Below are 24,515 nucleotides of genomic sequence, written 5' to 3'. Positions count from 1 at the left end.
CCCTAGGCTTTGCCGTCATGAGCGAGCGTCAGCGAGCGAGTCACGGGTGGGGTGCGGTGGTGTCCGACAGCGGCACGGAGCGCAGCGGAGTTCTGGCATGAGCACGGAGTTCTCGTACTCTCCGCTGCTGCCCACCGGGCCGGACCAGACGGAGTACCGCCTGATCACGGACGAGGGCGTCGACGTGGTCAACGGCCCGGGTGGCCGACGGTTCCTCACCGTGGACCCGGCCGCGTTGACGGCGCTGACCGCCGAGGCGATGCACGACATCGCCCACTTCCTGCGGCCGGCGCACCTGGCCCAGCTGCGGTCGATCATCGATGATCCGGCGGCCTCGCCGAACGACCGGTTCGTCGCCCTGGATCTGCTGCGCAACGCCAACATCGCCGCCGGCGGGGTGCTGCCGATGTGCCAGGACACCGGCACCGCGATCGTGATGGGCAAGCGGGGTCGGCATGTGCTCACCGACGGCAGCGACGCCGAGGCGATCTCGCGTGGGGTGTGGCAGGCGTACACCCGGCTGAACCTGCGCTACTCGCAGCTCGCCCCGCTGACCATGTGGGAGGAGCGCAACACCGGCAGCAACCTGCCCGCCCAGGTGGAGCTGTACGCCGAGGACCCGGACGGGTACCCGGACGCGTACAAGTTCCTGTTCATGGCGAAGGGGGGCGGCTCGGCCAACAAGTCGTACCTCTACCAGGAGACCAAGGCCCTGCTGAACCCGACCCGGATGATGCAGTTCCTGGAGGAGAAGCTGCGACTGATCGGCACCTCGGCCTGCCCGCCGTACCACCTGGCGGTGGTGATCGGCGGCACCAGCGCCGAGTACGCCCTGAAGACCGCCAAGTACGCCTCCGCCAAGTACCTGGACGCGCTGCCCACCTCCGGCTCGATGAGCGCGCACGGCTTCCGGGACCTGGAGCTGGAGGCGGAGGTGCTGGAGTTGACCCGCAACTTCGGCATCGGGGCGCAGTTCGGTGGGCGCTACTTCTGCCACGACGTACGGGTGGTGCGGCTGCCCCGACACGGTGCCTCCTGCCCGGTGGCGATCGCGGTGTCCTGCTCGGCGGACCGGCAGGCGGTTGCCAAGATCACCCCGTCGGGGGTGTGGCTGGAGCGACTCGAAACCGACCCGGCCCGCTACCTGCCGGAGGTCACCGAGGCGCAGTTGGACACCACCGAGGTGGTCCGGGTCGACCTGAACCGGCCGATGGACGAGATCCGCGCCGAGCTGTCGAAGTACCCGGTCAAGACCCGGCTGTCCCTGACCGGCCCGCTGGTGGTGGCCCGTGACATCGCTCACGCCAAGATCGCCGAGCGGTTGGACGCGGGCGAGTCGATGCCGCAGTACCTGCGCGACCACGCGGTCTACTACGCCGGCCCGGCCAAGACCCCGGAGGGCTACGCCTCCGGCTCCTTCGGCCCGACCACGGCCGGGCGGATGGACGCCTACGTGGAGAAGTTCCAGGCCGCCGGCGGGTCGATGGTGATGCTCGCCAAGGGCAACCGGTCCGCCCAGGTGACCCGCTCCTGCGAGCAGCACGGCGGCTTCTACCTGGGCTCCATCGGCGGCCCGGCGGCCCGGCTGGCCCAGGACTGCATCAAGCACGTCGAGGTCCTGGAGTACGCCGAGCTGGGCATGGAAGCGGTGTGGAAGATCGAGGTGGAGGACTTCCCGGCCTTCATCGTGGTCGACGACAAGGGCAACGACTTCTTCGCCGAGGTGACCAAGCCGGTGCTGACCATCGGCCGCCGCTGAGGGAGTGACATCGGTGCGCCCGCCTTTCCCAAGGCGGGCGCACCGCCCCCGTCGATCGCACCCCACGTGTGCGACCGGGAGTAAGTCTCCGACCAGCCGCTGTTGATCCACTCTCAGATCGCTATCAGGCCGATAGGAACTTCGGTGATCATCGGACTACCCTGCTGAGAGTTGCACCAGTCGCGAGCGGGGAAGTGGATGCGATTCCGGATCCTGGGTCCACTGTGTGTCGGTGAGGGCGATACCACCATCACCGCGCCTCGGGACCGGGTCGTACTCGCGGTCCTGCTGTTGCGCGCCAACCGGGTGGTCTCCGTGGACGATCTGGTCGATGCGATCTGGGAGGAGCACCCACCGGCCACCTCGCGGGCCCAGTTGCAGACCTGTGTGTCCCGGCTCCGTCAGCGGCTGGCCGACCTGGGTCTGTCGCCGGACACCATCGCCACCGATCCCGCCGGATACGCGATCCGGATCCGGCCCGGCGAACTGGACAGCGAGATCTTCGCCCGCCGGGTGGAGGCCGGTCGTGCCGCGCTGGCCTCGGGCTGGTTGATCGACGCGCGTCGGCAGTTCCGCTCCGCCCTGGAGCTGTGGCGTGGCCCGGCGCTGGCCGGCATTCCGCAGCGCAGCGTACGTCGGCGGGCCCAGGCGTTGGACGAGCAGCGCCTGGCGGTGCTGGAGGAGTGTGTGGAGGTCGAGCTGCGGCTGGGCCACGCGGGGGCGCTGCTCGACGAGCTGACCGAGCAGTTGGAGCAGCATCCGCTGCGGGAGCGCCTGCGGGGGCAGCTCATGCTGGCCCTGTCCACGGTCGGTCGGCAGGCCGACGCGCTGGCCCTGTACCGGGCGGGACGACGGTTGTACGCCGAGGAACTCGGCATCGAACCGGGGCCCGCCCTCCAGGAACTGCATCAGCGGGTGCTCGCCGGTGACCTGGCGGTGGCCGGTCCGGAACCGCGGTCCAACGTTCCGGTCCGGGCCCTGCCCCGGGCCATCACGGACTTCACCGGGCGGATGGAGACGGTCACCCGGTTGGTGAAGGAGATCGAGGAGGGGGAGGCCCGGATCCACCTCATCGACGGGATGGCCGGCAGCGGGAAGACCACCCTGGCCGTGCATGTCGCCACCCACCTGGCCGACCAGTACCCGGACGCCCAACTCTTCATCGACCTGCACGGGCACAGTGAACGGGCCCCCCTGACCCCCGGGGCGGCCCTGGCCACCCTGCTGCGGCAACTAGGGGTACCGACCGAGCGGATCCCGGTGGACCTGGACGACCGGCTGGCCATCTGGCGTACCGAACTGGCCGACCGACGGGCTCTGGTGCTGCTGGACAATGCGGCCAGCGCCGAGCAGGTTGCCCCCCTGCTGCCCAGCGGCGCCGGCTGTCTCACCCTGATCACCAGTCGGCGTCGGTTGGTCGGCCTGGACGAGGGGCGGCCCTCCTCGCTGCCGGTACTGGCCACCGACGAGGCGGTAGAGCTGCTCGGCCGGGTGGCCGGTGTGGAACGGGTGGCCGCCGAGCCGGAGGCGGCCGTCGAGGTGGTACGCCGCTGCGGTCACCTGCCCCTGGCGATCCGACTGGCCGGAGGCCGCCTGGTCCACCGTCCCCGGTGGCGCCTGGCCGACCTGGCCGACCGGCTGGCCGGCAGCCGGGACACCCTGGCCGAACTGGCCGTGGGTCAGCGTTCCGTCGCGGACGCCTTCGCCCTCTCCTATGTCCAGGCATCTCCCGCGGCGCAGCGCACCTTCCGGCTGCTCGGCCTGCATCCGGGGGTGCGGGTGGACACCGCCACGGCCGCCGCGATCGCCGGGGTGCCGCTGGCCGAGGTGCAGGACGCCCTGGACGAGCTGGTCGACGCCCACCTGATGGACGAGCCGGAGCCGGGCCGCTACCGGCTGCACGACCTGGTCCGGGAGTACGCCCGGACCCTGCTGTCCGATCCGGCCAACGCCAGTGAGCGCCATGCGGCGCTGGGGCGTCTGCTCGGGCACCACCTGCACGTCCTGGTGGCGATCGCCGCCCCGTACGAGATGCCCGGCAGCCGCCTCACCCTTCCTCGTGACCTGCCCGATCCGCCCTGTCCGGACGCGGTGGCCGTCTGCATCGACCGGGGCATGGCCTGGTTCGACGAGAACCGCTGCAACCTGGTGCCGCTGTCCACAATGGCGGCGGAGTCCTTTCCGCACCATGCCTGGCAACTGGCCCGGGCCAGTTGGCGGCTGCTCTACCTCGGCGGGCACCTCGACGAGTTGATCGAGATCCACAATGTCGGGCTGCGCGCGGCCGAGGCGCTCGGCAACGAGCAGGCCCAGGTCCTGATGCTTAACTACCTGGCCTCGGCGTACGTCCGGCGGGCACGCTTCGGCCAGGCCAACGCCTTGCTGCGCCGGGCGGTCGAGTTGTGTCGTCGGGCCGGTCCACCCCACCTGTTACGCAGACTGCTGGGCAACATCGCCATCGGCCTGTGCATCGTCGGTGAACCACGTCGAGGCATCGAGGCGTTCAACGAGGCAGCGGCGGCCATCGGGAACGAGCACCTGCCCGAACGAGGCGACCTGCTCAACAACCTCACCCACGCGACGTGCGCCCTGGGCCGCTACGACGAGGCGCTGCGGCTCTGCCGCCGGCACCTGCTCCTGGCGCGGGAGATCGCCGACCCTCGGCACCTGGCCACCGCCCTCGGGCATGTCGGCATCGTCCGGCACCGGATGGGCCATACCGGGCCGGCTACCCGGCTGCTACGGATGGCGTTGCTCCTGCACCGGCGGCTGCGTAACCGGTTCGACGAGGGGGAGGTGCTCAACGAGATCGGCATGATGGCCCGGGAGGCGGGTCGACCGGAGGAGGCCGCAGCCCTGCACCGGCAGGCGTACATCGCGATCAGCGACGGTGGGGACCTGATCGGTGAGTGCAGGTCACGCAACCTGCTGGCCCGGGCCCTGCTGGACCAGGGGGACGTGCGCAGCGCCCAGGACCTGTTCGGCCGGGTGCTGCTCGACGCCACGAAGATCAACCATCGGTACGAGCGGGCGCACGCGTTGGACGGCCTGGCGCGCTGCCTGCGGGACACCGACCCGGCCGGAGCCCGGTCCTACTGGTTCCGGGCGCTGTCCCTGCTGCGCGAGGTCGAGTCGCCCGACGCGGAGGAGATCGAGCGGCTGCTGGCCGAGCTGGCTTGAGTCCGGCTCCCGCGATCATCTGCACGTCCGCGGTCGGCGCGGCAGGATGGTACGCGTGACGACTCCAGAGACCACGGGCTACCGGATCGAACGCGACTCGATGGGCGAGGTGGAGGTGCCCACCGAGGCGCTGTGGCGGGCCCAGACCCAGCGCGCGGTGCAGAACTTCCCGATCTCGGGTCGGGGGATCGAGCCCGCCCAGATCCGGGCGCTGGCCCGGATCAAGGGAGCGGCCGCCGAGGTCAACGGCGAGCTGGGGGTGATCGACCCGACCGTGGCCGCCTCGATCGCGGCAGCCGCCGCGCACGTGGCCGACGGCGGGTACGACGACCAGTTCCCGATCGACGTGTTCCAGACCGGCTCCGGCACCTCCTCGAACATGAACACCAACGAGGTGATCGCCACCCTGGCCAGCCGGGAGCTGGGCCGGGACGTGCACCCCAACGACCACGTCAACGCCTCCCAGTCCAGCAACGACGTCTTCCCCTCCTCGATCCACCTGGCCGCCACCGAGGCGGTCGCCCGGGACCTGCTTCCGGCCCTGGACCACCTGGCCGGTGCCCTGGAGACCAAGGCCGGTGAGTTCGAGACCGTGGTCAAGGCCGGGCGTACCCACCTGATGGACGCCACCCCGGTGACCCTGGGCCAGGAGTTCGGCGGGTACGCCGCCCAGATCCGCTACGGCATCGAGCGGTTGGCGGGGGCCCTGCCCCGGCTGGCCGAACTGCCCTTGGGGGGCACGGCGGTCGGCACCGGCATCAACACCCCCCTGGGCTTCGCCGCCGCCGTGATCGAGAAGCTGCGCGACTCCACCGGGCTGCCGTTGACCGAGGCCCGCAACCACTTCGAGGCCCAGGGCGCCCGGGACGCCCTGGTGGAAGCCTCGGGTCAGCTGCGTACGGTCGCGGTCGGTCTTTACAAGATCGCCAACGACATCCGCTGGATGGGCTCGGGCCCTCGGGCGGGCCTGCGTGAGCTGCGCATCCCCGACCTCCAGCCCGGCTCGTCGATCATGCCCGGCAAGGTCAACCCGGTGGTCTGCGAGGCGGTCCGGCAGGTCTGCGCGCAGGTGATCGGCAACGACGCCACGGTCGCCTTCGCCGGCTCGCAGGGCGACTTCGAACTCAACGTCATGCTCCCGGTGATGGGCCGCAACCTGCTGGAATCCATCCGGTTGCTGGCCGCGTCGAGCCGCCTGCTGGCCGACCGCTGCGTGGTCGGCCTGGTCGCGGACGCCGAGGTCTGCCTGTCGTACGCCGAGGGCTCGCCGTCGATCGTCACCCCCCTCAACCGCTACCTGGGGTACGACGAGGCCGCCTCGATCGCCAAGGAGGCCCTGGCCAAGCAGACCTCCATCAAGGAGGTGGTGATCGCCCGGGGCCACCTCGAATCCGGCAAGCTCACCGAGGTCCAGTTGGAGGAGGCCCTGGACCTGCTCCGGATGACCCACCCCTGAGCGTCGGAAGCGCGGCACCGGGTGCGATGCCCTTGGCGGGTGTGGCCCGTCAGGCGTCGGTCACCGGCCTTGAGGTCCGGGTCCGGCCTGCTGTCGAGCTGAACCGTTGGTGCTATCACCCACCTGCCTGCTGATCGACGTCCGGCGAGCGGGTCGCCCTTGTCCCGTCAGCAACCAGCACTCCGGTCCTGACCGCCACCACCGGCTTCCATGGTCAGTGGGTCACGGTTCGCCTCGGGGGCGCGGTACCCAGGCGAGGAAGCGGGCGAAGAGCGCGGCCGGGGTCGGGCCGTCGTCCGGGTGGAGGCGATACAGGTCGGCGACGGCCTCGTGCAGGACTGCGCAGAGGTAGACGCTGAGTGCGATCCGGTCGTGGGCGTACTCGGCGATCAGCGTGAGTCGTGCCGTGGCGCAGGGCCAGGGTGCCGCGCAGACCCGGCACAGCCACAGTGGACGCAACGGCAGGTGAGGGCGCGTCACCGGTCCCTCGGCGGATGGGGTCGGCATGGCGCAGCCTTCCGGTAGAGCGGACTCGTCATGGCCCCCGGCGATGGGACCGCCCGGCCGGGGGAGCGGGGCGGTCCCACCTCGACGTCGCCTCTCGGGGGAATGAGCGGCGAGCGTCGCTGCGCACAGTCTGCTGAGCACACCGTTACGGTCGGAAGGGTTTGACCGTGCTGTCCGAGGCCCACTGTGACCGGGCCGGGTTGCCGGTGGCGGTGCGCTGTAGTCGATCAACCGGTTCCTGGAGGGCGGCTGGAGATGGCGAGTGGACAGCTGACAGCGGCGGCCTTCCTGGTCGCGGAGCTACGTCGGGCGCGGGCTCGGCAGGGCTGGAGTCAGGAGGATCTGGCCAAGGCCGTGAACTATTCGCCGTCGATGGTCAGCGCGGTGGAGTTGGGTCAACAGCCGCCCACCCCGAAGTACCTGGAACAGTTCGACAAGGCCCTGGACACCGGCGGCCTCTACGGCCGAATGCTCACCCATCTGGTAGCCCTCGACAAGGCCCAGGTCTGGCGACGGGGAGCGCAGGCGATCATCGAGCAGGCGGCGAAGCTTCGCTGGTATGAGCCGCTCTACGTGCCCGGTCTGCTCCAGACGCCAGCTTACGCCCGTGCCGTCTTCGAGGCCGGTGACCTGCTGGACGCCGCCGAGGTCGAGCGGCGGCTCGCGGAGCGGATGGACAGCCAAGCGGTGCTGTCCGGCGATTCCTCACCCCACCTGGTGGCGATCATCGACGAGGCGGCCATCCGCCGATGTGTCGGAGACCGGAAGATCATCTCCGAGCAGGTGTCACACCTCGTGCAGGTCGCCAGCGAACATCCCCGGGTGCGGCTACATGTCATCCCGCAAACGGCGGCGGAGCACCCCGGCCTGGGCGGCCCCTTCCTGCTGACCACGGCGAGGGACGGCACCGACAGCGCCTTCCTCGGCAGTCATATCGGCGGACAGGAAGTGGACCGGTCGGCGGATCTCGATCTCCTGAGGCAGGTGTGGGAGATTTGCCTCGGCGAGGCGTACACGCCTACCCAGTCGATCGAGTTGATGAGGGAAGTGGCCGAGTCATGGAACTGACCGGTGCCCGGTGGCGCAAGAGCAGTCGTAGTGCGCAGTCGAACGACTGTGTCGAGGTGGCTACGAATGTGCCGGGGGTGGTGGGGGTGCGGGACAGCAAGGATGCGGCCGGGGCGGTGCTGACCTTCGAGGCGTACGCCTGGCGGGTTTTCGTCGCCGCGCCGCCGCGCTGAGGTGATCACCTCTCCCGGCGCGGAGGTGTTGGAGCGGCTGGATCGGGAGCGCGTGGTCTGGCTCTGCACGTTGCGGCCGGACGGGTCGCCGCACCTGACGCCGGTCTGGTTCCTGTATCTCGACGACGAGTGGTGGATCGGCACGGCCGAGCGCAACCGCAAGGTCCGCAACATCGCCGCCGACCCCCGGGTCTCGCTGGCGCTACCGGACGGGGACGCGCCGGTCGTCGCGGAAGGCCAGGCGAGCATCGTGCGCCAGCCGTTCCCGTCCGCCGTCGTCGAGGGCCTGCGGCATCGGTACGACGGATGGGATGTCACTGTGGACGGCCCGGACGGACGGTACGTGCTGCTGCGGATCGCGGTGACCCGCTGGCTGATGGCCGGGCGCGCCCACTGACCGCCCCGCCGGGCGGATCTGGGTGCGTTTGTTGTTGCTCCGGCGACAAGAAACGTACCCAAAGTCGCCGGGGTCAGGGGCGGGCGGCGGCCTTGCGGGCGCGGTAGGCGTTGACTGCGGCCCGGTTGCCGCAGCCGGCCTCGCAGAATCGGCGGGACCGGTTCTTCGACAGGTCCACCAGCACGTTGTCGCAGTCCGGGTACTCGCAGGTGCGTAACCGGCGCAGTTCGCCGCCGCGCACCACATCGGCGATCGCCATGGCCGCCTCCACCGCCATTCTGGTGGCCAGCGGGGCGTCGCGGGGCACGGCGTGCAGGTGATACGGCTCGTCGTCGTGGGTGATGAGCTGGGGCAGGGCCCGGTGTTCGCGGAGCAGCCCGTTGACGATCGAGACGATCTCGTCGATGTCGGCGTACCAGATCCGGCGTAGCCGGGGGCGCAGGGCGCGTACCGCCCGCAGTTCGGTCTCGGTGTGTTCGTGTCTTCCGGTGTAGGCGTGGGCGGTGAAGAAGGCGCTCAGGGCCTCCACGTCGGGCAGCCCTTCACCGCCCTGGCCGGCGGTGTTGACCAGCGCGGCGGCGGCGATCAGGGAACACTCGGTGTCATGAGCGAAGAGCAACTTGACTCCTGTCGTGGCCCGACTCTAGCGTCATCGGTGTAACCCTAGTTTGCCGATGTCGCGGTGCCGTGCCAAGGAGAGTCATGCGTCAATCACCCGTTGCCGGTGCCGGCCTAGCGCTGGCCCTGCTCTCCGCGGTCACCTTCGCCACCTCGGGCACCTTCGCCCGGTCCCTGATCAACGCCGGTTGGTCCGCCGAGTCGGTCGTCATCGCCCGGGTCGGCCTGGCCGCCCTGGTGCTGGCCACCCCCGCGTTGCTGATCATGCGGGGCCGGTGGCCGGTGCTGCGCCGCAACCTGGCCTCGATCGGGGTCTTCGGGGTGCTGGGGGTGTCGGTCGCCCAGGTCTGCTTCTTCAACGCGGTGCGCTATCTGCCGGTCGGGGTGGCGCTGCTGCTGGAATATCTCGGCATCATCCTGGTCGTCGGGTGGACCTGGCTGGTGCAGGGGCAGCGCCCGCGTCGACTGACCGTGGCCGGTTCGGTGGCGGCGTTGGCCGGCCTGTTCTTCGTGCTCGACCTGACCGGTGCGGGCCGACTCGACCCGATCGGCGTGCTCTGGGGACTGGGCGCGGCGGTCGGCCTGGCCGGCTACTTCGTACTCGCCGGACGGGTCGACTCCGCCCTGCCCTCGGTGGTGATGGCCAGTGGCGGCATGGCGGTCGGTGCCGGGGTGCTGCTGCTGCTCGGCCTGGTCGGCGTCCTGCCGCTGCGGGCCGACTTCGGCACGGTGCAGTTCGGCGGGCAGGAGATGAGTTGGCTGGTGCCGATCGCCGGCTTGGTCCTGGTGGCCGCGGTGATCTCCTACCTGGCCGGGATCGCCGCCACCCGGGTCCTGGGCGCCCGGATGGCATCCTTCGTCGGGCTGACCGAGGTGATGTTCGCGGTGCTGATCGCCTGGCTGGTACTGGGTGAACTGCCCACGGTGGTGCAACTGTTCGGCGGGGCGTTGATCGTCGCCGGGGTGGCGCTGGTCCGCATCGACGAACTACGCGCGCCCGCCCTCCCCGAGCAGCCGAAGGCGGCGGAACCGGCCCTCACCTGACACCCTGGTCGACATGCTGAGCGCGGTGGTGTTCGACGCCGACGAGACCCTGCTCGACCTGCGCCCGGCCGTCACCGGCGGGTTGGTGGCCGTACTCGACGAGATGCGGCGCCGCACCCCGGCGGCGGCCGAGGTGTCGCTCGCCGACCTGGAATGCGACTGGGACGCCGTCTTCGGCGAATTGGCCTCGGCTCCGGTGCGGGAGATCCGTCGAACGGCACTGGCCCGTTCCTTGGCCCGGGCGGGCCTAGACGGCCACCTGGACGAGCTGGTCGGCGACAACCTTGCCTTCGACGTGGTCGCCGCCCAGCGGGCCGGGTTGCGGGCGGTCTGGCTGAACCGGCGGGGTGAGTCGCTTCCCCCTGAGGTGCTGCCGGATGCGGCAGTTTGCTCCCTTGCCGAGCTGCCCGCTGTCCTGGTCGGCCTTTCCGGCGAAGCAGACTTTTCAATTCCTAGCGGATACCGGTCTGGCGAAACGTCATGCGTTGATGTCTGATGACGCCACGTCCCTCAACGAGAGGATTCGATGTGGTGAGCAAGCGCTTCACCGTCGGTGTCGTCGCGACCGCGGCGGCACTGGCACTCACGGTGACCGGCCTGGGCGTGCCCGCTGGTGCCGAGCCGTCCGGCGTTGCCCGGACCTTCACCGTGGTGGCGGAGGACGGGGTCTCCGCCGACGCCGCCATCGCCGCGATCCGGTCGGCCGGCGGGACCGTGGTGTCCCGTACCGACGAGGTCGGTGTGTTCCAGGTGACCAGCGACCGGGCCGACTTCGCGACGAAGGCGACCGCTGCCGCCGCCCTGATCGGCGCCGCCGAGGAGAAGGCCATCGGCCGCAAGCCCAAGCTGGACCGGGTCGAGCAGGAGCACCTGCTGGCAGCCGCAGCCAAGGGGGCCGGCAAGCAGCGGGGTAAGAAGCTGGACCCGTTGGACGACAAGCTCTGGGGCCTGGAGATGATCCGGGCCGACAAGGCGCGCAAGATCGAGCCGGGTGATCGTCGGGTCACCGTCGGGGTCCTGGACACCGGCGTCGATGCCAGCCACCCGGACATCGCCCCGAACTTCAACTGGGCCCTGTCGCGCAACTTCGCCCCCGACATCCCCGAGATCGACGGGCCCTGCGAGGTGCCGAGTTGCCTGGACCCGGTCGGCACGGACGACGGCGGGCACGGTACGCATGTCGCCGGCACCATCGGCGCTGCCGCCAACGGCTTCGGCCTCTCCGGGGTGGCCCCGAAGGTCTCCCTGGTCAACCTCAAGGGCGGCCAGGACGCCGGCTACTTCTTCCTGAACCCGGTGGTCAACGCCCTGCTGCACGCCGGCCGGTCCGGCCTGGACGTGGTCAACATGTCCTTCTACGTGGACCCGTGGCTCTACAACTGCACGGCCAACCCGGCCGACTCGCCGGAGGCGCAGGCCGCCCAGCAGGCCACCATCCGGGCCATGAAGCGGGCCCTGACCTACGCCCACGACCGGGGCGTCACCCTGATCGGTGCCCTCGGCAACAACCACGAGGACCTGGGCGACCCGCGTACGGACATCTCCAGCCCGAACTACGGGGACGTGGCGCCGTACCCCCGCGAGATCGACAACAACAGCTGCTGGAACCTGCCCACCGAAGGGGCGCACGTCATCAGCGTCGCGTCGGTCGGGCCCTCCGGTAAGAAGGCGGACTACTCCAACTACGGCACCGAGCAGACCGCCATCGCCGCCCCGGGCGGATGGTTCCGGGACGGCTTCGGCACGGACACCTTCCGTACCGACGCCAACATGATCCTGTCCACGTACCCCTTGAGGGTCCTCCAGGAGGAGGGCACGGTCGACGAGGACGGCAACATCGTGCCGGGCGCGGAGACCTTCGTGTTCAAGGAGTGCAAGGCCAACCGGCAGTGCGCCTACTACACGTACCTCCAGGGCACCTCGATGGCCGCACCGCACGCCTCCGGGGTGGCCGCGCTCATCGTCAGCCGGTACGGCAAGCCGCAGGGCCGGGGTGGCTTCGGCCTCGCGCCCGACGTGGTCGAGCGGCACCTGTACCGCACGGCCGCCGAGCGGGCCTGCCCCGAGCCCAGGTTGCAGACCTACACCAACGAGGGCCGCTCGCCCGAGTTCGACGCCTACTGCGCCGGCTCACCCTCCTTCAACGGCTTCTACGGCCACGGCATCATCGACGCCTACGCCGCCGTGACCACCCCGCTGCGCCGCTAGCCTCGCGGGAAGGTCTGATTCACCGTTTCGCCGAAGTGGCGGTTACCCGGGTGCTGGGTGACCGCCACTTCGCCGTGACGGAGTGGATCACCCCCCTGCTGGAGGCCGAGGCGGCTGGGGTTGCGTCCACGGGTGGCGCCTGGGTTGGTCAGCGGCGCCAGCCGGCGGCGACGAGGGCGGTACGGACCTCCCGTACCAGTCCCGGGAAGTCGCGGTGCAGGCGTCGGCTGGTCACGTGCAGCACCTGCCAGCCGGCGGCCATCAACTGGTTGATCCGCTGGCGGTCGAGGTGCAGCTGCTCGGGATCGCTGTGCCGGTGCCCGTCGTACTCGACGGCCACCCGGTATTCCGGCCAGGACAGGTCCGGATGCAGAATCCGCCCGCTGATCGATCGCACCGGATGCTGAGTGACCGGTCGGGGCAGCCCGGCCAGGATCAGCCGGACCCGCAGCTGTGACTCCGGCGGCGACTGGGCACCCGCATCGGTCAGACCGAACACCCACTCGGCCCGCCGACCTCCGGGGCGGCCCGTGTTCGCCCTGGCCACAGCGGCAAGCCCGGCGGAGTCGACCAGTTCCTGCCGGAGCATGGCGTCGATGATGCCGATCGCCTGCACGGGTTCCAGCCACACCGCGCACTCCCAGGCGGCACAAACGGCATCCGACCGCAGCAAGGGCTGTGCTCTCCCCAGCCTGGTTCCTGCGGCCGGCTGATGGCTGTGCAGTTCGGTGGTGGTGCCCGGTCGACCGGAGAGCTGCGGTTGGCCTGGGCTTTGGCTCGGTGACGGACGCGAAACTGCTGCGTGGGCCGGGATGCCGCGCTGCGGGTGGCGTGGGCCGAGGGTGTGGACTCGGATGCCGTGTTGCGAGCCGAGTCGCAGGTGCATCGGGGCCAGGACGTGAACCTCGTCGGTGAAGGTCGCGGCGTGTTCGATACCGTGCAGGTAGGCCGCTGAGGGGCCCGCCATCAGCACCCCGGCTGGCAGGCGCAGCGAGGCCGCTCGGCAGAGCAACTCGTGATCGCGGTCGAGGCGTGCGTCGGCGTACACGTCGTGCATCAGGCGGACCCAGGCCCCACCGCGAAGCTGGTGCCGGGTCAGTAGGCGGTCGCGGATCGCCTCGGAACCGCGAAACACCTGCCACGCTAGGGTGGCTGGCCGGTACGGGGAAGGTGGCATGTCTCTACCGTGCGGCCTGCGATCGGCTCTACGGGACCCCTGTGGACAACCATGGCCTCCATGATCGACGGCCCCTGTGGACAACCCGCGCGCCACCGCCCCGCCGTGGTATAGGCCCCACGCGAACCCCTGCCACCGACCCCACCACGGCCTGACCGAGGGAGGCTCGCCGCCGTTTCGGCGGAATGGCTGTCTCCAGCACCCACCGATACCGCCATTCCGCCGTAACGCTGCCAGCCCGCCCGTCGCGCCCCGGCCCGCCCGGCCCGAGACCTGGGTGGGTGAGGGGTCAGCGGAGGGCGGTGGCGATTGCGGTGGCGGCGGCCAGGACCTGGGCGCCTACCGCCTCGGTGTCCAGGGGGGCGAGGGCTACCACTCCGACACTCGCCTCCAGGCCGGGTACTCCGAGCACCGGGGCTGCCACCCCGTACGCCCCGGGTTGCAACTCGCCGACGGTGCTCACCGGGCCGGCGGCGCCGGACCGGCCGGCGAGGATGGCCTGCCCGGCGGCACCGCGTTCCAGGGGGTGCCGGGCCCCGGTGCGGTATGCCACATGGAACGAGGTCCAGCTCGGCTCTACCACGGCCAGGGCCACTCCTTCGCCGCCCTCTACCACGGTCAGGTGGGCGGTCGCCCCGGCCTGCTCGGCCAGGCGTCGCAGGGCCGGCAGGGCGCCTTCGGCGAGCAGGGGTTGGGCCCGTCGCGCCAGGTGCAGCACCCCGGCTCCCAGACGGAGTCGACCGTCGGCGTCCCGGCGCAGCATTCCGTGCCGGGTCAACGGGACCACCAGTCGGTAGACCGCCGCCCGCCCGATACCCAGGCGGTTGGCCGCTTCGGTGACGGTGAGTCCGCCGGGGGCGTCCGCTACCAGGTGCAGCAGGCGCAGGCCCCGGTCCAGGGTCTGCGAGGTCTCTCCACCGGCGATCGTCGCCCCACCCTCGGCGCCGGGGGTGGCGGGAGTGGGCGGGTCGGTGCCGAAAGGCGCGGGGGAAGTCACGATCAGCAGCGTACGACCCGGCTCCGGCCGACCGGGAAAACGACGGACGGCTACCCTTGTATGGTGACGCTTCGCTTGTATGACACCGCCACCCGATCGGTGCGGGACTTCGTCCCGCGGGAAGCCGGCAAGGTGGGGGTCTACCTGTGTGGGCTCACCCTCCAGGCGCCGCCACACATCGGCCATCTTCGTTCCGGGGTCAACTACGACGTGCTGCGTCGCTGGTTGCTGGCCGCCGGGTTCGAGGTCACCTTCATCCGCAACGTGACCGACATCGACGACAAGATCCTGGTCAAGGCGCAGGAGCAGGGACGACCGTTCTGGTCCATCGCGTACGCCAACGAGTTGAAGCTGGCCGAGGCGTACCGGGCGTTGAACGTGTTGCCGCCGACCTACGAGCCTCGGGCCACCGGCCACATTCCGGAGATGCATCAACTGATCGCCGAGTTGATCGAGCGGGGGCACGCCTACCCGGCCGCCGACGACTCCGGGGACGTGTACTTCGACGTGGGTTCCTGGCCGGCGTACGGTGCCCTGTCCAACCAGTCGCCGGACGAGATGCAGTCCGACTGCGAGGCCCCCGAGCGCGGTAAGCGGGACCCCCGCGACTTCGCGCTCTGGAAGGGTGTCAAGCCGAACGAGCCGGCGGACGCCTACTGGCCCTCGCCGTGGGGGCGGGGCCGGCCGGGTTGGCACATCGAGTGCTCGGCGATGTGCCGGCGGTACCTGGGGGCGGAGTTCGACATCCACGGTGGCGGGCTGGATCTGATCTTCCCGCACCACGAGAACGAGTTGGCCCAGTCCCAGGCCGCCGACCTGCCCTTCGCCCGCTACTGGGTGCATCACGGGCTGCTCGGCATCGGTGGCACCAAGATGGGCAAGTCGCTGGGCAACGCCCTCGATCTGGCGTACGTCGCCGATCTTGGGGTGCGCCCGGTCGAGTTGCGCTACTACTACGTGGCCGCGCACTACCGCTCCCGGATCGACTACTCCGAGGAGGCGCTGCGCGAGGCGGCCGTCGCGTACCGGCGGATCGAGGGCTTCGTGCAGCGGGCCGTCGAACGGGTGGGCCCCGGTGAACTCGGGGAACTGCCGGCCGCCTTCGCCGCCGCGATGGACGACGACCTGAACACCTCGGCCGCGTTGGCCGTCCTGCACGACCTGCTGCGCGACGCCAACAGCGCGGTGGCCGACGGGGACGATGTGACCGTACGCACGGCGCTCGGCAGCATCCGCGCGATGCTGGATATCCTCGGGGTCGACCCCCTCGACCCGGCGTGGACCGGCGGCGCTCGGGCGAGCGACCTCCGTGGGGTGGTCGACTCCCTGGTCGCCCTGGCTCTGGAACAGCGTGCGCAGGCCCGGGTCCGTAAGGACTGGGCTGCCGCCGACGCGCTGCGGGACCAACTCAAGCGGGCCGGAGTGGCGGTCGAGGACACCCCACAGGGCCCGCGTTGGACAATTGGAGAGCATGACTGATGGCCGGCAATTCGCAACGCCGTGGCCGACGGGTGGCCTCGAAGTCGAGCGCACCCAAGGGCTCCGGCGGCAAGAACAAGGACGCCCTCGCCGGTCGGGGCCGTACCCTGCCCGCCGACGAGCGGCCATGGCACAAGGCCTACTCCGGTACGGAGAAGGTGCCCCAGCGCACCGCCTGGAAGCAGGAGAAGGAGCGCCGGGCGGCGGCCGAGGAGGGTCGGGCCCCGAAGATCGGCAAGCCGGGCACCAAGGACACCACCTGGGGCCGGGGCGGCGGTCGGGGTACCCCCACCCCGAAGCCGGTACGCGGTAAGCAGCCGGCCGGACGTGGTGGTCCCCGGGTCGCGCCGGGGCGCAAGTCGAACCCGTCCAAGGACACCCCGGAGCTGCTGGTCGGCCGTAACCCGGTGCTGGAGGCGCTGCGCGCCCAAGTGCCGGCCACCGCGCTCTACACCGCCCAGGGCATCGACACCGACGACCGGATCAACGAGATCATCCGTACGGCGGCCGACCGGGGCATCGCCATCCTCGAGGTCAGCCGCACCGAACTGGACCGGATGACCGGGGGGGTGCTGCACCAGGGGGTCGGCCTCCAGGTGCCGCCGTTCGCGTACGAGCCCTTCGAGGATCTGGTCGCCGCCGCGCTGGAGCAGCCGGCACCGCTGCTGGTGGCCCTGGACGGGGTGACCGATCCGCGCAATCTCGGCGCGGTGATCCGGTCGGCCGCCGCCTTCGGCGCCCAGGGTGTCTTCGTACCGGAGCGGCGGGCGGCCGGGATCACCGCGACCGCCTGGCGGACCAGCGCCGGTGCGGCGGCTCGGGTGCCGGTGGCCCAGGTCACCAACCTGACCCGGTCGTTGAAGGCGTGCCGGGACGCCGGCTTCATGGTGGTCGGCCTGGACGCCGACGGCGAAACCGACCTGTACGACCTGGAGGCTGCGGTCGGCCCGCTGGTCGTGGTGGTCGGCTCGGAGGGTCGGGGCCTGTCCCGGCTGGTCGGGCAGACCTGCGACCTGACCGTCAGCATCCCAATGATCTCCGAGGTGGAGTCGCTGAACGCGAGCGTGGCCGCCGCGGTCACTCTCGCCGAGGTCGCCCGCCGCCGAGCCGCCGAGAGCTGACGCCAAGCGCAGGATGACAAAGGGGCGGCCCGCCGGGCCGCCCCTTTGTCAGTTGCTACTTCAGATGCGCTTGCCGGTGGTGGCGTGGAAGGCGTGGTTCTGGCCGGCACGCGGCTTGACGAAGATCGTCTCGCCCATGCTCGGCATGGTCCGCCGGTCGGTCCGCACCACGAACCGCTCGGAGGCACCGTCCAGCGCGGCGTGGCCGTAGACGTTGGCGTCCGAACCGAGGTCCTCGACCAGCTCGACCACGACCGGCATGCCGCCCTCGGTCGGGCTGACGATGTCGCAGTCCTCCGGCCGGAAACCGACCGTCACCTTGCCGGCACCGCCCTCGGCATTGGCCGCCTCGACCTGCTCGCGGGTCAGCGGGATGAACATCTCGGCGAAGGCCGCACCCTGCTCGGTCAGCGGGACCGTCTTGATGTTCATGGCCGGGGAGCCGATGAAGCCGGCGACGAAGACGTTGGCCGGGGTGTCGTACAGGGCCCGCGGGGTGTCGACCTGCTGGAGCACACCGTCGAGCATGACCGCCACCCGGTGACCCATGGTCATGGCCTCGACCTGGTCGTGGGTCACGTAGACCGTGGTGATGCCGAGCTTGGCCTGCAACGAGGCGATCTGGGTACGGGTCTGCACCCGCAGCTTGGCGTCGAGGTTCGACAGCGGCTCGTCCATGAGGAAGACCTGGGGCTCCCGGACGATGGCCCGGCCCATCGCGACCCGCTGGCGCTGACCACCGGAGAGGGCCTTGGGCTTACGGCTGAGGTACTCCTCCAGCTGGAGCAGCGCCGCCGCCTCCTTGACCCGCCGGTCGATCTCCGCCTTGGAGGTCTTGCGCAGCTTGAGGGCGAACGCCATGTTCTCGTACACCGTCATGTGCGGGTAGAGGGCGTAGTTCTGGAAGACCATCGCGATGTCGCGGGCCTTCGGCGGCAGGTGGGTGACGTCCCGGTCGTCGATGTAGATCGCGCCGTCGTCGACGTCCTCCAGACCGGCCAGCATCCGCAGGCTGGTGGACTTACCACAGCCGGAGGGACCGACCAGGACGAGGAACTCGCCGTCGCCGATCTGGAGGTCGAGCTGGTTGACCGCGGGGCGTTCGGTGCCCGGGTAGATCCGGGACGCCTTCGCGTAGGTGACCGTAGCCATGAGGGGGTGCATCCTTTCACCGGCAGGAACGTGCCGGACGATCCGAGTGAAGGAGCGACCGGTGCTAGGGAGCACCGGCGCCACGGCCGCCATGAGATGAATCCCATGTCGTCCGTGTCACTGCACGGTAAACGGCTTTTGCCGCGCTGCCAAGGTGTCGAACCCTGGATGGGACGGACGGCATACGCATACCGGTCAGTCGGGCACGGTCGGACACGAATCGACGTTCGCAGGTCAAGATGTTGACGTTTCCCGTGCTCGGGACCCCTGCCGGGGAGGAAAACCGGACGTCGGTCGCTATGCTGACCACGGACACTGCCCCTGTAGCTCAGCTGGCCAGAGCACCCGCCTTGTAAGCGGGATGTCGCCGGTTCGATCCCGGCCGGGGGCTCCATCCGTACCACGTGCGCGGCCCACCGAGCTGACACCTCGGTGGCCCGGCCGTGACGCTCCCTGCCCGGCCGGGCGGCCGGGCGGCACCGCTATCGTCGCCGTACCCGGGCAGCAGCCCTTGTGGCAGGACCTGGACCCGGCCGGAGGGGTGGTGGGCAGTGGCGGACGCGGAGCTGACCGTGACGGTGTCGGATCAGGTGGCCACGGTGGTGATCCGCAATCCGGGCAGGCGCAACGCGATGACCCTGGCCATGTGGCGGCAACTGCCCGTACTGCTGGATCACCTGGAGGCGGACCCGGCCGTACGCGCTCTGGTGCTCACCGGGGCGGACGGCACCTTCTGCGCCGGTGCCGACCTGGCCGACCTGGATGAGCAGCTTTCCACCGGCGACGCCGCTGTGGCCGTCGCCGCCGAGGAGCGTCTGGCCGCCTTCGCCAAGCCCACCGTGGCGGCCGTCCGGGGTGCTTGCGTCGGGGGTGGGTGTCAGCTGGCGGTCGCCTGTGACCTGCGGATCGCCGCCGCCGACGCCCGATTCGGGGTGCCCCCGGCCCGACTGGGCCTGGTCTACCCGGCGCCCACCACCCGCCGGCTGGCCCGGTTGGTCGGCCCGGCGGCGGCCAAGCATCTGCTGTTCACCAGCGAGCTGATCGACACCGACCGGGCGCTGCGGATCGGCCTGGTCGACGAGGTGCTGCCCGGGGACCGCCTGGCCACCCGCATCGACCGGCTGACCGCCACGATCGTGGAACGCTCCCAGCTCAGCGTCGTGGCCGCCAAGGAGATCGTCGACGACCGGGCCGACGAGGCCCGGGTGGACTGGTGGTACGGGCAGGTGCGGGCCAGCGGTGAGGCCCGCGAGGGCATCACCGCCTTCCACGAACGCCGCCCGCCCCGGTTCACCTGGAGCCCTCCGCCCGCAGGCTGACCGATCGGGAGGGCCGGCGGGTGCCACGCCGGGAATCCGACGCCGCCCCCCGTTCCCGCCGGCCCGGTCCCTCACCCCCCGGCCAGGGCCGCCCAGGTCGGCACGACCGGCACCCGCCGCAGCGGCATCCCCGCCTCGGTCGGCGTACGGTCGCCCTTGCGCTGGTTGCAGGCGTAGCAGGCGGCCGTCGTGTTCTTCCAGGTGTTCCGGCCACCGCGTGAGCGGGGCAGGATGTGATCGATGGTGCTGGCCGGCCCGGCGCAGTAGGCGCAGCAGCGGGCGTCGCGGGCCAGCACCCCGGCCCGGGACCAGGCCGGGCCGGAGGTGAACCGCCAGCGGGTCACCACGTACCGCACCAGCCGGACCACCCTGGGCACCGGGAAAACCCCGATGACCTGGTCCGGTACGGCCTCGTGGATCTCGGCGACCCGACGGCAGAGCATCCGGATCGCATGGGGAACGGTGACCCGGTGCAGCGGGCCGAGATCGGCGTTGACAACGAGGACGGCGTACACCGGCTTCTCCCTCCACGGCGGTGACGGACGTACGGGCCGGACAGCGACGAGCCGCCCGGTCCCAGGGCGGGTGGGCGGCTCGACGGGTACGGGTACGCGTCAGCCGGGTCGGCCACCCCGGGGGTGTTCCGCCAGGCCAGCCGTACCGGGCAGCCACGACGGCACCAAATGCGGCATCGACATGAGTGCTCCCGTGAACGGCGGTTGACCTTGCGCGTTCACGGTAGGGGTGGCCCGAGGGCGACGGCAACGCATTTCGATACGGCCGGTCAGCGCCGGGCTAGCAGGCCCCGGGGGCGGACCGACCGCAGGGGTTCGGTGGCCGCGCCGGCCGCGCGCAGGATGTGGTTGGCCGCGAGGATGCCGGTCGCCGCGGCCCGTTCCATCAGGGCGCTGGGGAAGTCGGTGTGGATGCCGTCGCCGGCCAGGTAGAGCCCGGGAGCGTCGGTGCGTACCCCGGGCCGTCGGGCATGGCTGCCCGGCGCGAAGGCGGGCGCCTTGGCCTCCACCCGGGCGTGCAGCTCCCGTACCCGCAGCCGCCCCACCTCCGGCCAGAGGGTGGTCAACTCGGCCCACATCCGCCCGGCCAGCTCCGTCGCGGGCACGTCCGGTTCGCAGGCGTACGCGTGCAGTTCCAGCACCGAGCCGTCGGTCTCCTCGGCCCAGCGTCGGCTGCCCTGCTCCAGCCGGTGGTAGAGGGTCACCGAGTCCAGGGTGGACTGGCGGGTGACCCCGCTGAAGATCGCCCGTGCGGCGGCGACATCCCCCTGGCACCAGTACCGGGCCACCGCGTACGGCGGGCCGGGTTCGCCGTACCCGGGCATCGCCGCAACCAGCTGCGGCGCGGTGTCGGCCAGGCCGGGGGAGGCCGCGACCAGCGCGGCGAGGGCGGCCGGGTCGACGGCGAGCACCACCTGCCCGGCCTGGTACGCCCCCTCGGTGGTCGTCACCTGCCAGCCGGTGTCCGTGCGTTGCAGCCCGGTCGCCGCAACTCCGGTCACCACCTGACCCCCGTGGCGTTCGACATGTCGGGTCAGCGGGCCCCAGATGGTGGTGGCGTAGTCGTCCTCCGGGCAGTCGAAGGCCAGCCCTTCCGGGTTGCCGAGCAGGTAGAAGTGGAACTGGGCGATCATCTCGGCGGCCGACATCTGCGCCTCGTGGTTGAAGAACGAGTGCGAGAAGACCTCGAACAGCATCGCGCGGGCCCGGTCCGGCAGGCGCAACGAGGTGAGCAGATCGTCGGCGGTGCGCTCGTCGAACTCGGCGTAGGTGCGTACCGGGTCGTAGGTGAGCAGGGGCAGGGCGGCGTCCCGGTCCATCCCGCGCAGGTCCCGCAGCCGCAGGCTGGGGCTGCGTACCAGCAGGGTGAGCAGGTTCGCCGGTGGGGCGGGTGGTAGCCGGCCGAACTCCTCGGTCGGCCACTGGGCGCTGAGCACCGGATAGCTGGGTACCGGCCGCAGGAACCGCAGTTTCGGGTCGATCCGACGCAGGATGTTCCGCCAGTTGTAGTACTGCCGGAAGAAGGCGTGGAAGCCGTGCTCGTTGACCTGTCGGGTGCCGTCGGCCAGGGTCTGTGGCCAGGCCCCCAGCCGACCCCCCAGGGTCGGGGCGGCCTCCAGTACGGTCACCTCGACACCCCGCTCGGCGAGCACCACCGCAGCGGACACACCGGCGATTCCGCCACCGACGACCAGGGCGGTCACCGGCTGCGGCACCCGGGACGCACCACCCCCGCCGGGCTGGACCTGGTACGGACGTACGCCGAGAAGCCGACCCACCACCTGCGACAGCGCCACCGGACACCCCCTGACTCCACAGTGTGCCGGAGATGTCGGAAACAGTCGCGTGTTAACAAGGGGCCCTTTCACCTCGCCAGGCGTTAACAGGGGGCCCTTCCTTGCACCTCAAAGGCAGCGGCGGGGGCGGTCGGAGGGGGGCCAGACGTATTCGAGGTCCAGGGGTACCTGGTCGCCGAAGATCGGGCGGTAGTGGTCGGGGTCCTTGCGGATCAGCGAGGATCGGTGGCTCAGATGCAGATCGTCGCGGCCCAGCCAGGGTGGCAGTTCCCCGGCCACGGCCAACTCGTGCTGGGAGCGGACCTGCTCGATGCCGCAGGCGGTGGCCAGGTCGGCGGCCAGGGTGACGGCGCAGGTGTCGGCCCGGCCGGCGGCACACCAGACCTCGCAGACGTCCAGCCCGTAGCGGGTCAGGGCCTCCTCGTACCCGGCCCACATCTTCACCGCGGGGTGGTTGCGCCAGCCGTAACCGGGCCGGGTCAGCCCGCGCAGCACCTGGATCGCCTCGACCCGCTGCTTGCCCAGCCGACGCTGGTCCAAGGCCCGAGCGCTGGCCAGGAAGTCCGGATACGGCAGGAAGGTCTGCATGTCGCAGGGCCTACCCGCCACGGCCCGGCCCATGCCGACCGGTCGACGATCATGATCGTCGCGGGGCTGCGCGGATTGCGACCGGCTTACTACCATGCCGGTCATGGCGGAGCCGCTGCTCGATCGGGCCCTGCGGGCCAGCCGCCGGTTGCGGGTCAACGGGGAGCCCCGGGCCCACTACGTGATCTGCGGTCAGGATCCCCTCGCCTACTGGGTGGTGCTCGCCTTGCGGGGCAGTGAACCGCAGGCCGGGCGGCTGCGGATCACCCTGATCGTGCCGACCCGGCAGCGTTCCCCCGCTCCCGACGGCCGGGACCTGCCCGGCGTCGAGGTGATCCGGGCCGACCGGTTGGACGAGCACACCTTCCGCCGGGCCAACCTGGCCGGGGCGGCCGGGCTGGCTTTGCTGCACCAGGACGACGTGGGCAACATGCACGCCGCCCTCTGCGCCCAGGAAGTCGAGCCCGGGTTGCGCCTGGTGGTGCGGATGTTCAACACCGGCCTGGCCAACGGGGTGCGGCAGATCTTCCCCGACTCGGCGGTGCTGTCGGACGCCTCGATAGCCGCCCCGGCCTTCGTGGCCGCCGCCCTCGGTGAGGTCGCACCCACCCACTTCCGGCACGGCGGTCGCACCCTCTACCTGGCCCGCCGCCAGGACGTACGCCCCAGCGAGGTGGTCTGCCCGGTGGCCGACACCCGCGATCCGCAGCAGGACCTGGTGCTGCCCGCCGACGACCGGGCCGCCGATCTGGTGCTCGCCGAGGCCGCCGGTCGGCCGGTCGGCACGGAGTTGGCCGCCCGCCGGCTGGCCCGGGCGCGCCGACAACGTCGACGGCGTCGGCCGGTGACCACCGTGCTGCGGGCGATCCGCAGCTTCGCCACCCGCAAGATCGGCATCACGGTCATCCTGCTGCTCGCGGTGGTCGGGCTACTCGGCGGGTTGTACGCCAACGCGGCGCACGTCAGCCTGGCCGACGCGTTCTACCTGACCCTGGTCACCACCCTCACCGGGCAGGACCCGGACACCGCCAAAGGCGGCGCCGAACAGGTCGTGCAGGTGATCCTCAACCTGGCCGGGCTGGCCCTGATCCCGTTGATCACAGCGGTCGTGGTCGACGGGGTGGTCAACGCCCGGCTGGCCCTGCACACCGGGCGGATCCTGCCCGAGCGGTCCGGGCATGTCGTGGTGGTGGGCCTGGGCAACATCGGCACCCGGGTGATGGCCCAGCTCAACGACTTCGGCGTCGAGGTGGTGGCGATCGACAAGAACCGGGACGCCCGGGGCGCCGGGCTGGCCCGCCGGTTGGGGGTACCCCTGGTGGTGGGGGACGCCGCCGAGGAGGAGACCCTGCGGGCCGCCTCGGTGGCCACCTGCCAGGCCCTGGTGGTGGTCTCCACGGACGACGGGGCCAACCTGCGGGCCGCGCTCAACGGCCGCACTCTCAACGATCAACTCCGGGTGGTGCTGCGGCTGTTCGACGGCCACTTCGCCGAGCGGGTGCAGCGGGCCTTCGGCATCGGCACCTCCCGCAGCGTCTCCTACCTGGCCGCCCCCTCGTTCGCCGCCGCCCTGCTGGACCGGGCGGTGATCGCCACCATCCCGGTCGGCCGGCACGCCCTACTGGTAACCGAGGTCCCGGTGGCGGCCGGTTCGGCCCTCGACGGCCGCCCGCTGGCCGCCGTCGGCAAGGCCGGCAGCGTACGGCTGCTCGCGCACGCCCGCCCCGGCCAGCGCTACGACTGGTCGCCCGATCACCGTCTGGTGATCGTGGCCGGGGACCGGCTGACCGTGGTGGCCCGGCGCGCCGGCCTGAACGCCCTGCTCCGCGAGGCCGCCCCGCCCGAGGAGGAGATCGCGGTCGGGACACCGCCGCTGCCGAGAGAGACCGAGGAGTGAGCTTCCACCTGTCCCGGCGGGAGCGTGAGCCGGTGCGCTCGCCGCTGCCGGGCGCGGAGTAAGG

At 71.1% G+C, this 24,515-nt stretch carries 21 protein-coding genes and 1 tRNA gene; 14 read left to right on the top strand and 8 right to left on the bottom strand.

Annotated features, from left to right (window positions below):
* The first annotated feature begins 97 nt into the window (after positions 1-97).
* The 3 genes from ACGFIK_RS18240 to ACGFIK_RS18230 all read left to right on the top strand — a co-directional run bounded on the left by ACGFIK_RS18240 (position 98) and on the right by ACGFIK_RS18230 (position 6,395).
* A complete protein-coding gene (locus tag ACGFIK_RS18240) occupies positions 98-1,759 on the top strand; it encodes a fumarate hydratase (RefSeq protein WP_327023814.1) in 1,662 nt (553 codons plus the stop codon).
* Between the two features lie 198 nt (positions 1,760-1,957).
* Positions 1,958-4,939: a BTAD domain-containing putative transcriptional regulator gene (locus tag ACGFIK_RS18235; RefSeq protein WP_327023815.1), complete on the top strand. Its 2,982-nt coding sequence runs from the start codon at positions 1,958-1,960 to the stop codon at positions 4,937-4,939.
* Positions 4,940-4,985: 46 nt separating this feature from the next.
* Positions 4,986-6,395 (top strand): class II fumarate hydratase, encoded by a 1,410-nt coding sequence (locus ACGFIK_RS18230; RefSeq protein WP_327023816.1) that lies wholly within the window; start codon positions 4,986-4,988, stop codon positions 6,393-6,395.
* A gap of 222 nt (positions 6,396-6,617) precedes the next feature.
* Here ACGFIK_RS18230 and ACGFIK_RS18225 read toward each other — a convergent pair whose 3' ends face one another.
* Positions 6,618-6,902 (bottom strand): hypothetical protein, encoded by a 285-nt coding sequence (locus ACGFIK_RS18225; RefSeq protein ID WP_327023817.1) that lies wholly within the window; start codon positions 6,900-6,902, stop codon positions 6,618-6,620.
* A gap of 255 nt (positions 6,903-7,157) precedes the next feature.
* On the opposite strand from ACGFIK_RS18225, the gene ACGFIK_RS18220 reads away from it, so the two are divergent.
* The 3 genes from ACGFIK_RS18220 to ACGFIK_RS18210 are packed head-to-tail and all read left to right on the top strand — an operon-like array spanning position 7,158 to position 8,540.
* Positions 7,158-7,970, top strand: coding sequence for a helix-turn-helix transcriptional regulator (locus ACGFIK_RS18220; protein WP_327023818.1), 813 nt, complete (start codon positions 7,158-7,160; stop codon positions 7,968-7,970).
* Positions 7,961-8,143, top strand: a complete 183-nt coding sequence (locus ACGFIK_RS18215) for a DUF397 domain-containing protein (protein WP_126711351.1) — start codon at positions 7,961-7,963, stop codon at positions 8,141-8,143. The genes ACGFIK_RS18220 and ACGFIK_RS18215 overlap by 10 nt, the downstream gene beginning before the upstream one ends.
* Before the next feature lies 1 nt (position 8,144).
* The gene (locus ACGFIK_RS18210; protein ID WP_327023820.1) at positions 8,145-8,540 is read left to right on the top strand and encodes a TIGR03618 family F420-dependent PPOX class oxidoreductase; all 396 of its coding nucleotides are present in this window, start codon (positions 8,145-8,147) and stop codon (positions 8,538-8,540) included.
* Positions 8,541-8,613: 73 nt separating this feature from the next.
* Here ACGFIK_RS18210 and ACGFIK_RS18205 read toward each other — a convergent pair whose 3' ends face one another.
* On the bottom strand, positions 8,614-9,159 hold the full coding sequence (locus ACGFIK_RS18205; protein ID WP_327023821.1) for a CGNR zinc finger domain-containing protein: 546 nt from the start codon (positions 9,157-9,159) through the stop codon (positions 8,614-8,616).
* Positions 9,160-9,242: 83 nt separating this feature from the next.
* Here ACGFIK_RS18205 and ACGFIK_RS18200 point away from each other — a divergent pair, with 83 nt between their 5' ends.
* The 3 genes from ACGFIK_RS18200 to ACGFIK_RS18190 are packed head-to-tail and all read left to right on the top strand — an operon-like array spanning position 9,243 to position 12,410.
* Positions 9,243-10,202, top strand: a complete 960-nt coding sequence (locus tag ACGFIK_RS18200; protein ID WP_327023822.1) for an EamA family transporter — start codon at positions 9,243-9,245, stop codon at positions 10,200-10,202.
* A gap of 13 nt (positions 10,203-10,215) precedes the next feature.
* Positions 10,216-10,698, top strand: a complete 483-nt coding sequence (locus ACGFIK_RS18195) for an HAD hydrolase-like protein (RefSeq protein ID WP_327023823.1) — start codon at positions 10,216-10,218, stop codon at positions 10,696-10,698.
* A 35-nt stretch (positions 10,699-10,733) separates the two neighbouring features.
* Positions 10,734-12,410, top strand: a complete 1,677-nt coding sequence (locus tag ACGFIK_RS18190) for a S8 family serine peptidase (RefSeq protein WP_327023824.1) — start codon at positions 10,734-10,736, stop codon at positions 12,408-12,410.
* Between the two features lie 148 nt (positions 12,411-12,558).
* On the opposite strand, the gene ACGFIK_RS18185 is transcribed toward ACGFIK_RS18190, so the two are convergent.
* Entirely contained in the window at positions 12,559-13,587 is a 1,029-nt protein-coding gene (locus ACGFIK_RS18185; RefSeq protein ID WP_393340307.1) for a hypothetical protein, read from the bottom strand.
* A gap of 289 nt (positions 13,588-13,876) precedes the next feature.
* The gene (locus ACGFIK_RS18180; protein WP_327027389.1) at positions 13,877-14,512 is read right to left on the bottom strand and encodes a helix-turn-helix domain-containing protein; all 636 of its coding nucleotides are present in this window, start codon (positions 14,510-14,512) and stop codon (positions 13,877-13,879) included.
* 135 nt (positions 14,513-14,647) lie between these two features.
* On the opposite strand from ACGFIK_RS18180, the gene cysS reads away from it, so the two are divergent.
* Together cysS and rlmB are read left to right on the top strand one after the other, a co-directional pair.
* A complete protein-coding gene (cysS, locus tag ACGFIK_RS18175; protein ID WP_327023826.1) occupies positions 14,648-16,063 on the top strand; it encodes a cysteine--tRNA ligase in 1,416 nt (471 codons plus the stop codon).
* The gene (gene rlmB / locus ACGFIK_RS18170; protein WP_327023827.1) at positions 16,063-17,184 is read left to right on the top strand and encodes a 23S rRNA (guanosine(2251)-2'-O)-methyltransferase RlmB; all 1,122 of its coding nucleotides are present in this window, start codon (positions 16,063-16,065) and stop codon (positions 17,182-17,184) included. Before cysS ends, rlmB begins: the two co-directional genes overlap by 1 nt.
* A 60-nt stretch (positions 17,185-17,244) precedes the next feature.
* Here the strand turns inward: rlmB and ACGFIK_RS18165 are convergent, their stop codons facing one another.
* A complete protein-coding gene (locus ACGFIK_RS18165) occupies positions 17,245-18,336 on the bottom strand; it encodes a sn-glycerol-3-phosphate ABC transporter ATP-binding protein UgpC (protein WP_327023828.1) in 1,092 nt (363 codons plus the stop codon).
* Between the two features lie 317 nt (positions 18,337-18,653).
* Here ACGFIK_RS18165 and ACGFIK_RS18160 point away from each other — a divergent pair.
* Together ACGFIK_RS18160 and ACGFIK_RS18155 are read left to right on the top strand one after the other, a co-directional pair.
* A tRNA-Thr gene (locus ACGFIK_RS18160) sits at positions 18,654-18,730 on the top strand.
* Between the two features lie 157 nt (positions 18,731-18,887).
* Entirely contained in the window at positions 18,888-19,655 is a 768-nt protein-coding gene (locus ACGFIK_RS18155; protein WP_327023829.1) for an enoyl-CoA hydratase/isomerase family protein, read from the top strand.
* Positions 19,656-19,726: 71 nt separating this feature from the next.
* On the opposite strand, the gene ACGFIK_RS18150 is transcribed toward ACGFIK_RS18155, so the two are convergent.
* The 3 genes from ACGFIK_RS18150 to ACGFIK_RS18140 all read right to left on the bottom strand — a co-directional run bounded on the left by ACGFIK_RS18150 (position 19,727) and on the right by ACGFIK_RS18140 (position 22,554).
* Positions 19,727-20,170, bottom strand: a complete 444-nt coding sequence (locus tag ACGFIK_RS18150; RefSeq protein WP_327023830.1) for an HNH endonuclease — start codon at positions 20,168-20,170, stop codon at positions 19,727-19,729.
* Between the two features lie 269 nt (positions 20,171-20,439).
* A complete protein-coding gene (locus ACGFIK_RS18145; RefSeq protein ID WP_327023831.1) occupies positions 20,440-21,966 on the bottom strand; it encodes an FAD-dependent oxidoreductase in 1,527 nt (508 codons plus the stop codon).
* Positions 21,967-22,074: 108 nt separating this feature from the next.
* Complete coding sequence (locus ACGFIK_RS18140; protein ID WP_327027390.1) at positions 22,075-22,554, bottom strand: MSMEG_6728 family protein; 480 nt, start codon at positions 22,552-22,554, stop codon at positions 22,075-22,077.
* Positions 22,555-22,648: 94 nt separating this feature from the next.
* Here ACGFIK_RS18140 and ACGFIK_RS18135 point away from each other — a divergent pair, with 94 nt between their 5' ends.
* Positions 22,649-24,451, top strand: coding sequence for a potassium channel family protein (locus ACGFIK_RS18135; protein WP_393340304.1), 1,803 nt, complete (start codon positions 22,649-22,651; stop codon positions 24,449-24,451).
* Positions 24,452-24,515: the final 64 nt, after the last annotated feature.

The organism is Micromonospora sp. NPDC048871, assembly GCF_043198155.1.
Lineage (GTDB): Bacteria > Actinomycetota > Actinomycetes > Mycobacteriales > Micromonosporaceae > Micromonospora.
Note: the sequence above shows the minus strand (reverse complement) of the source record. Positions and strands in the feature narration are given on the sequence as shown.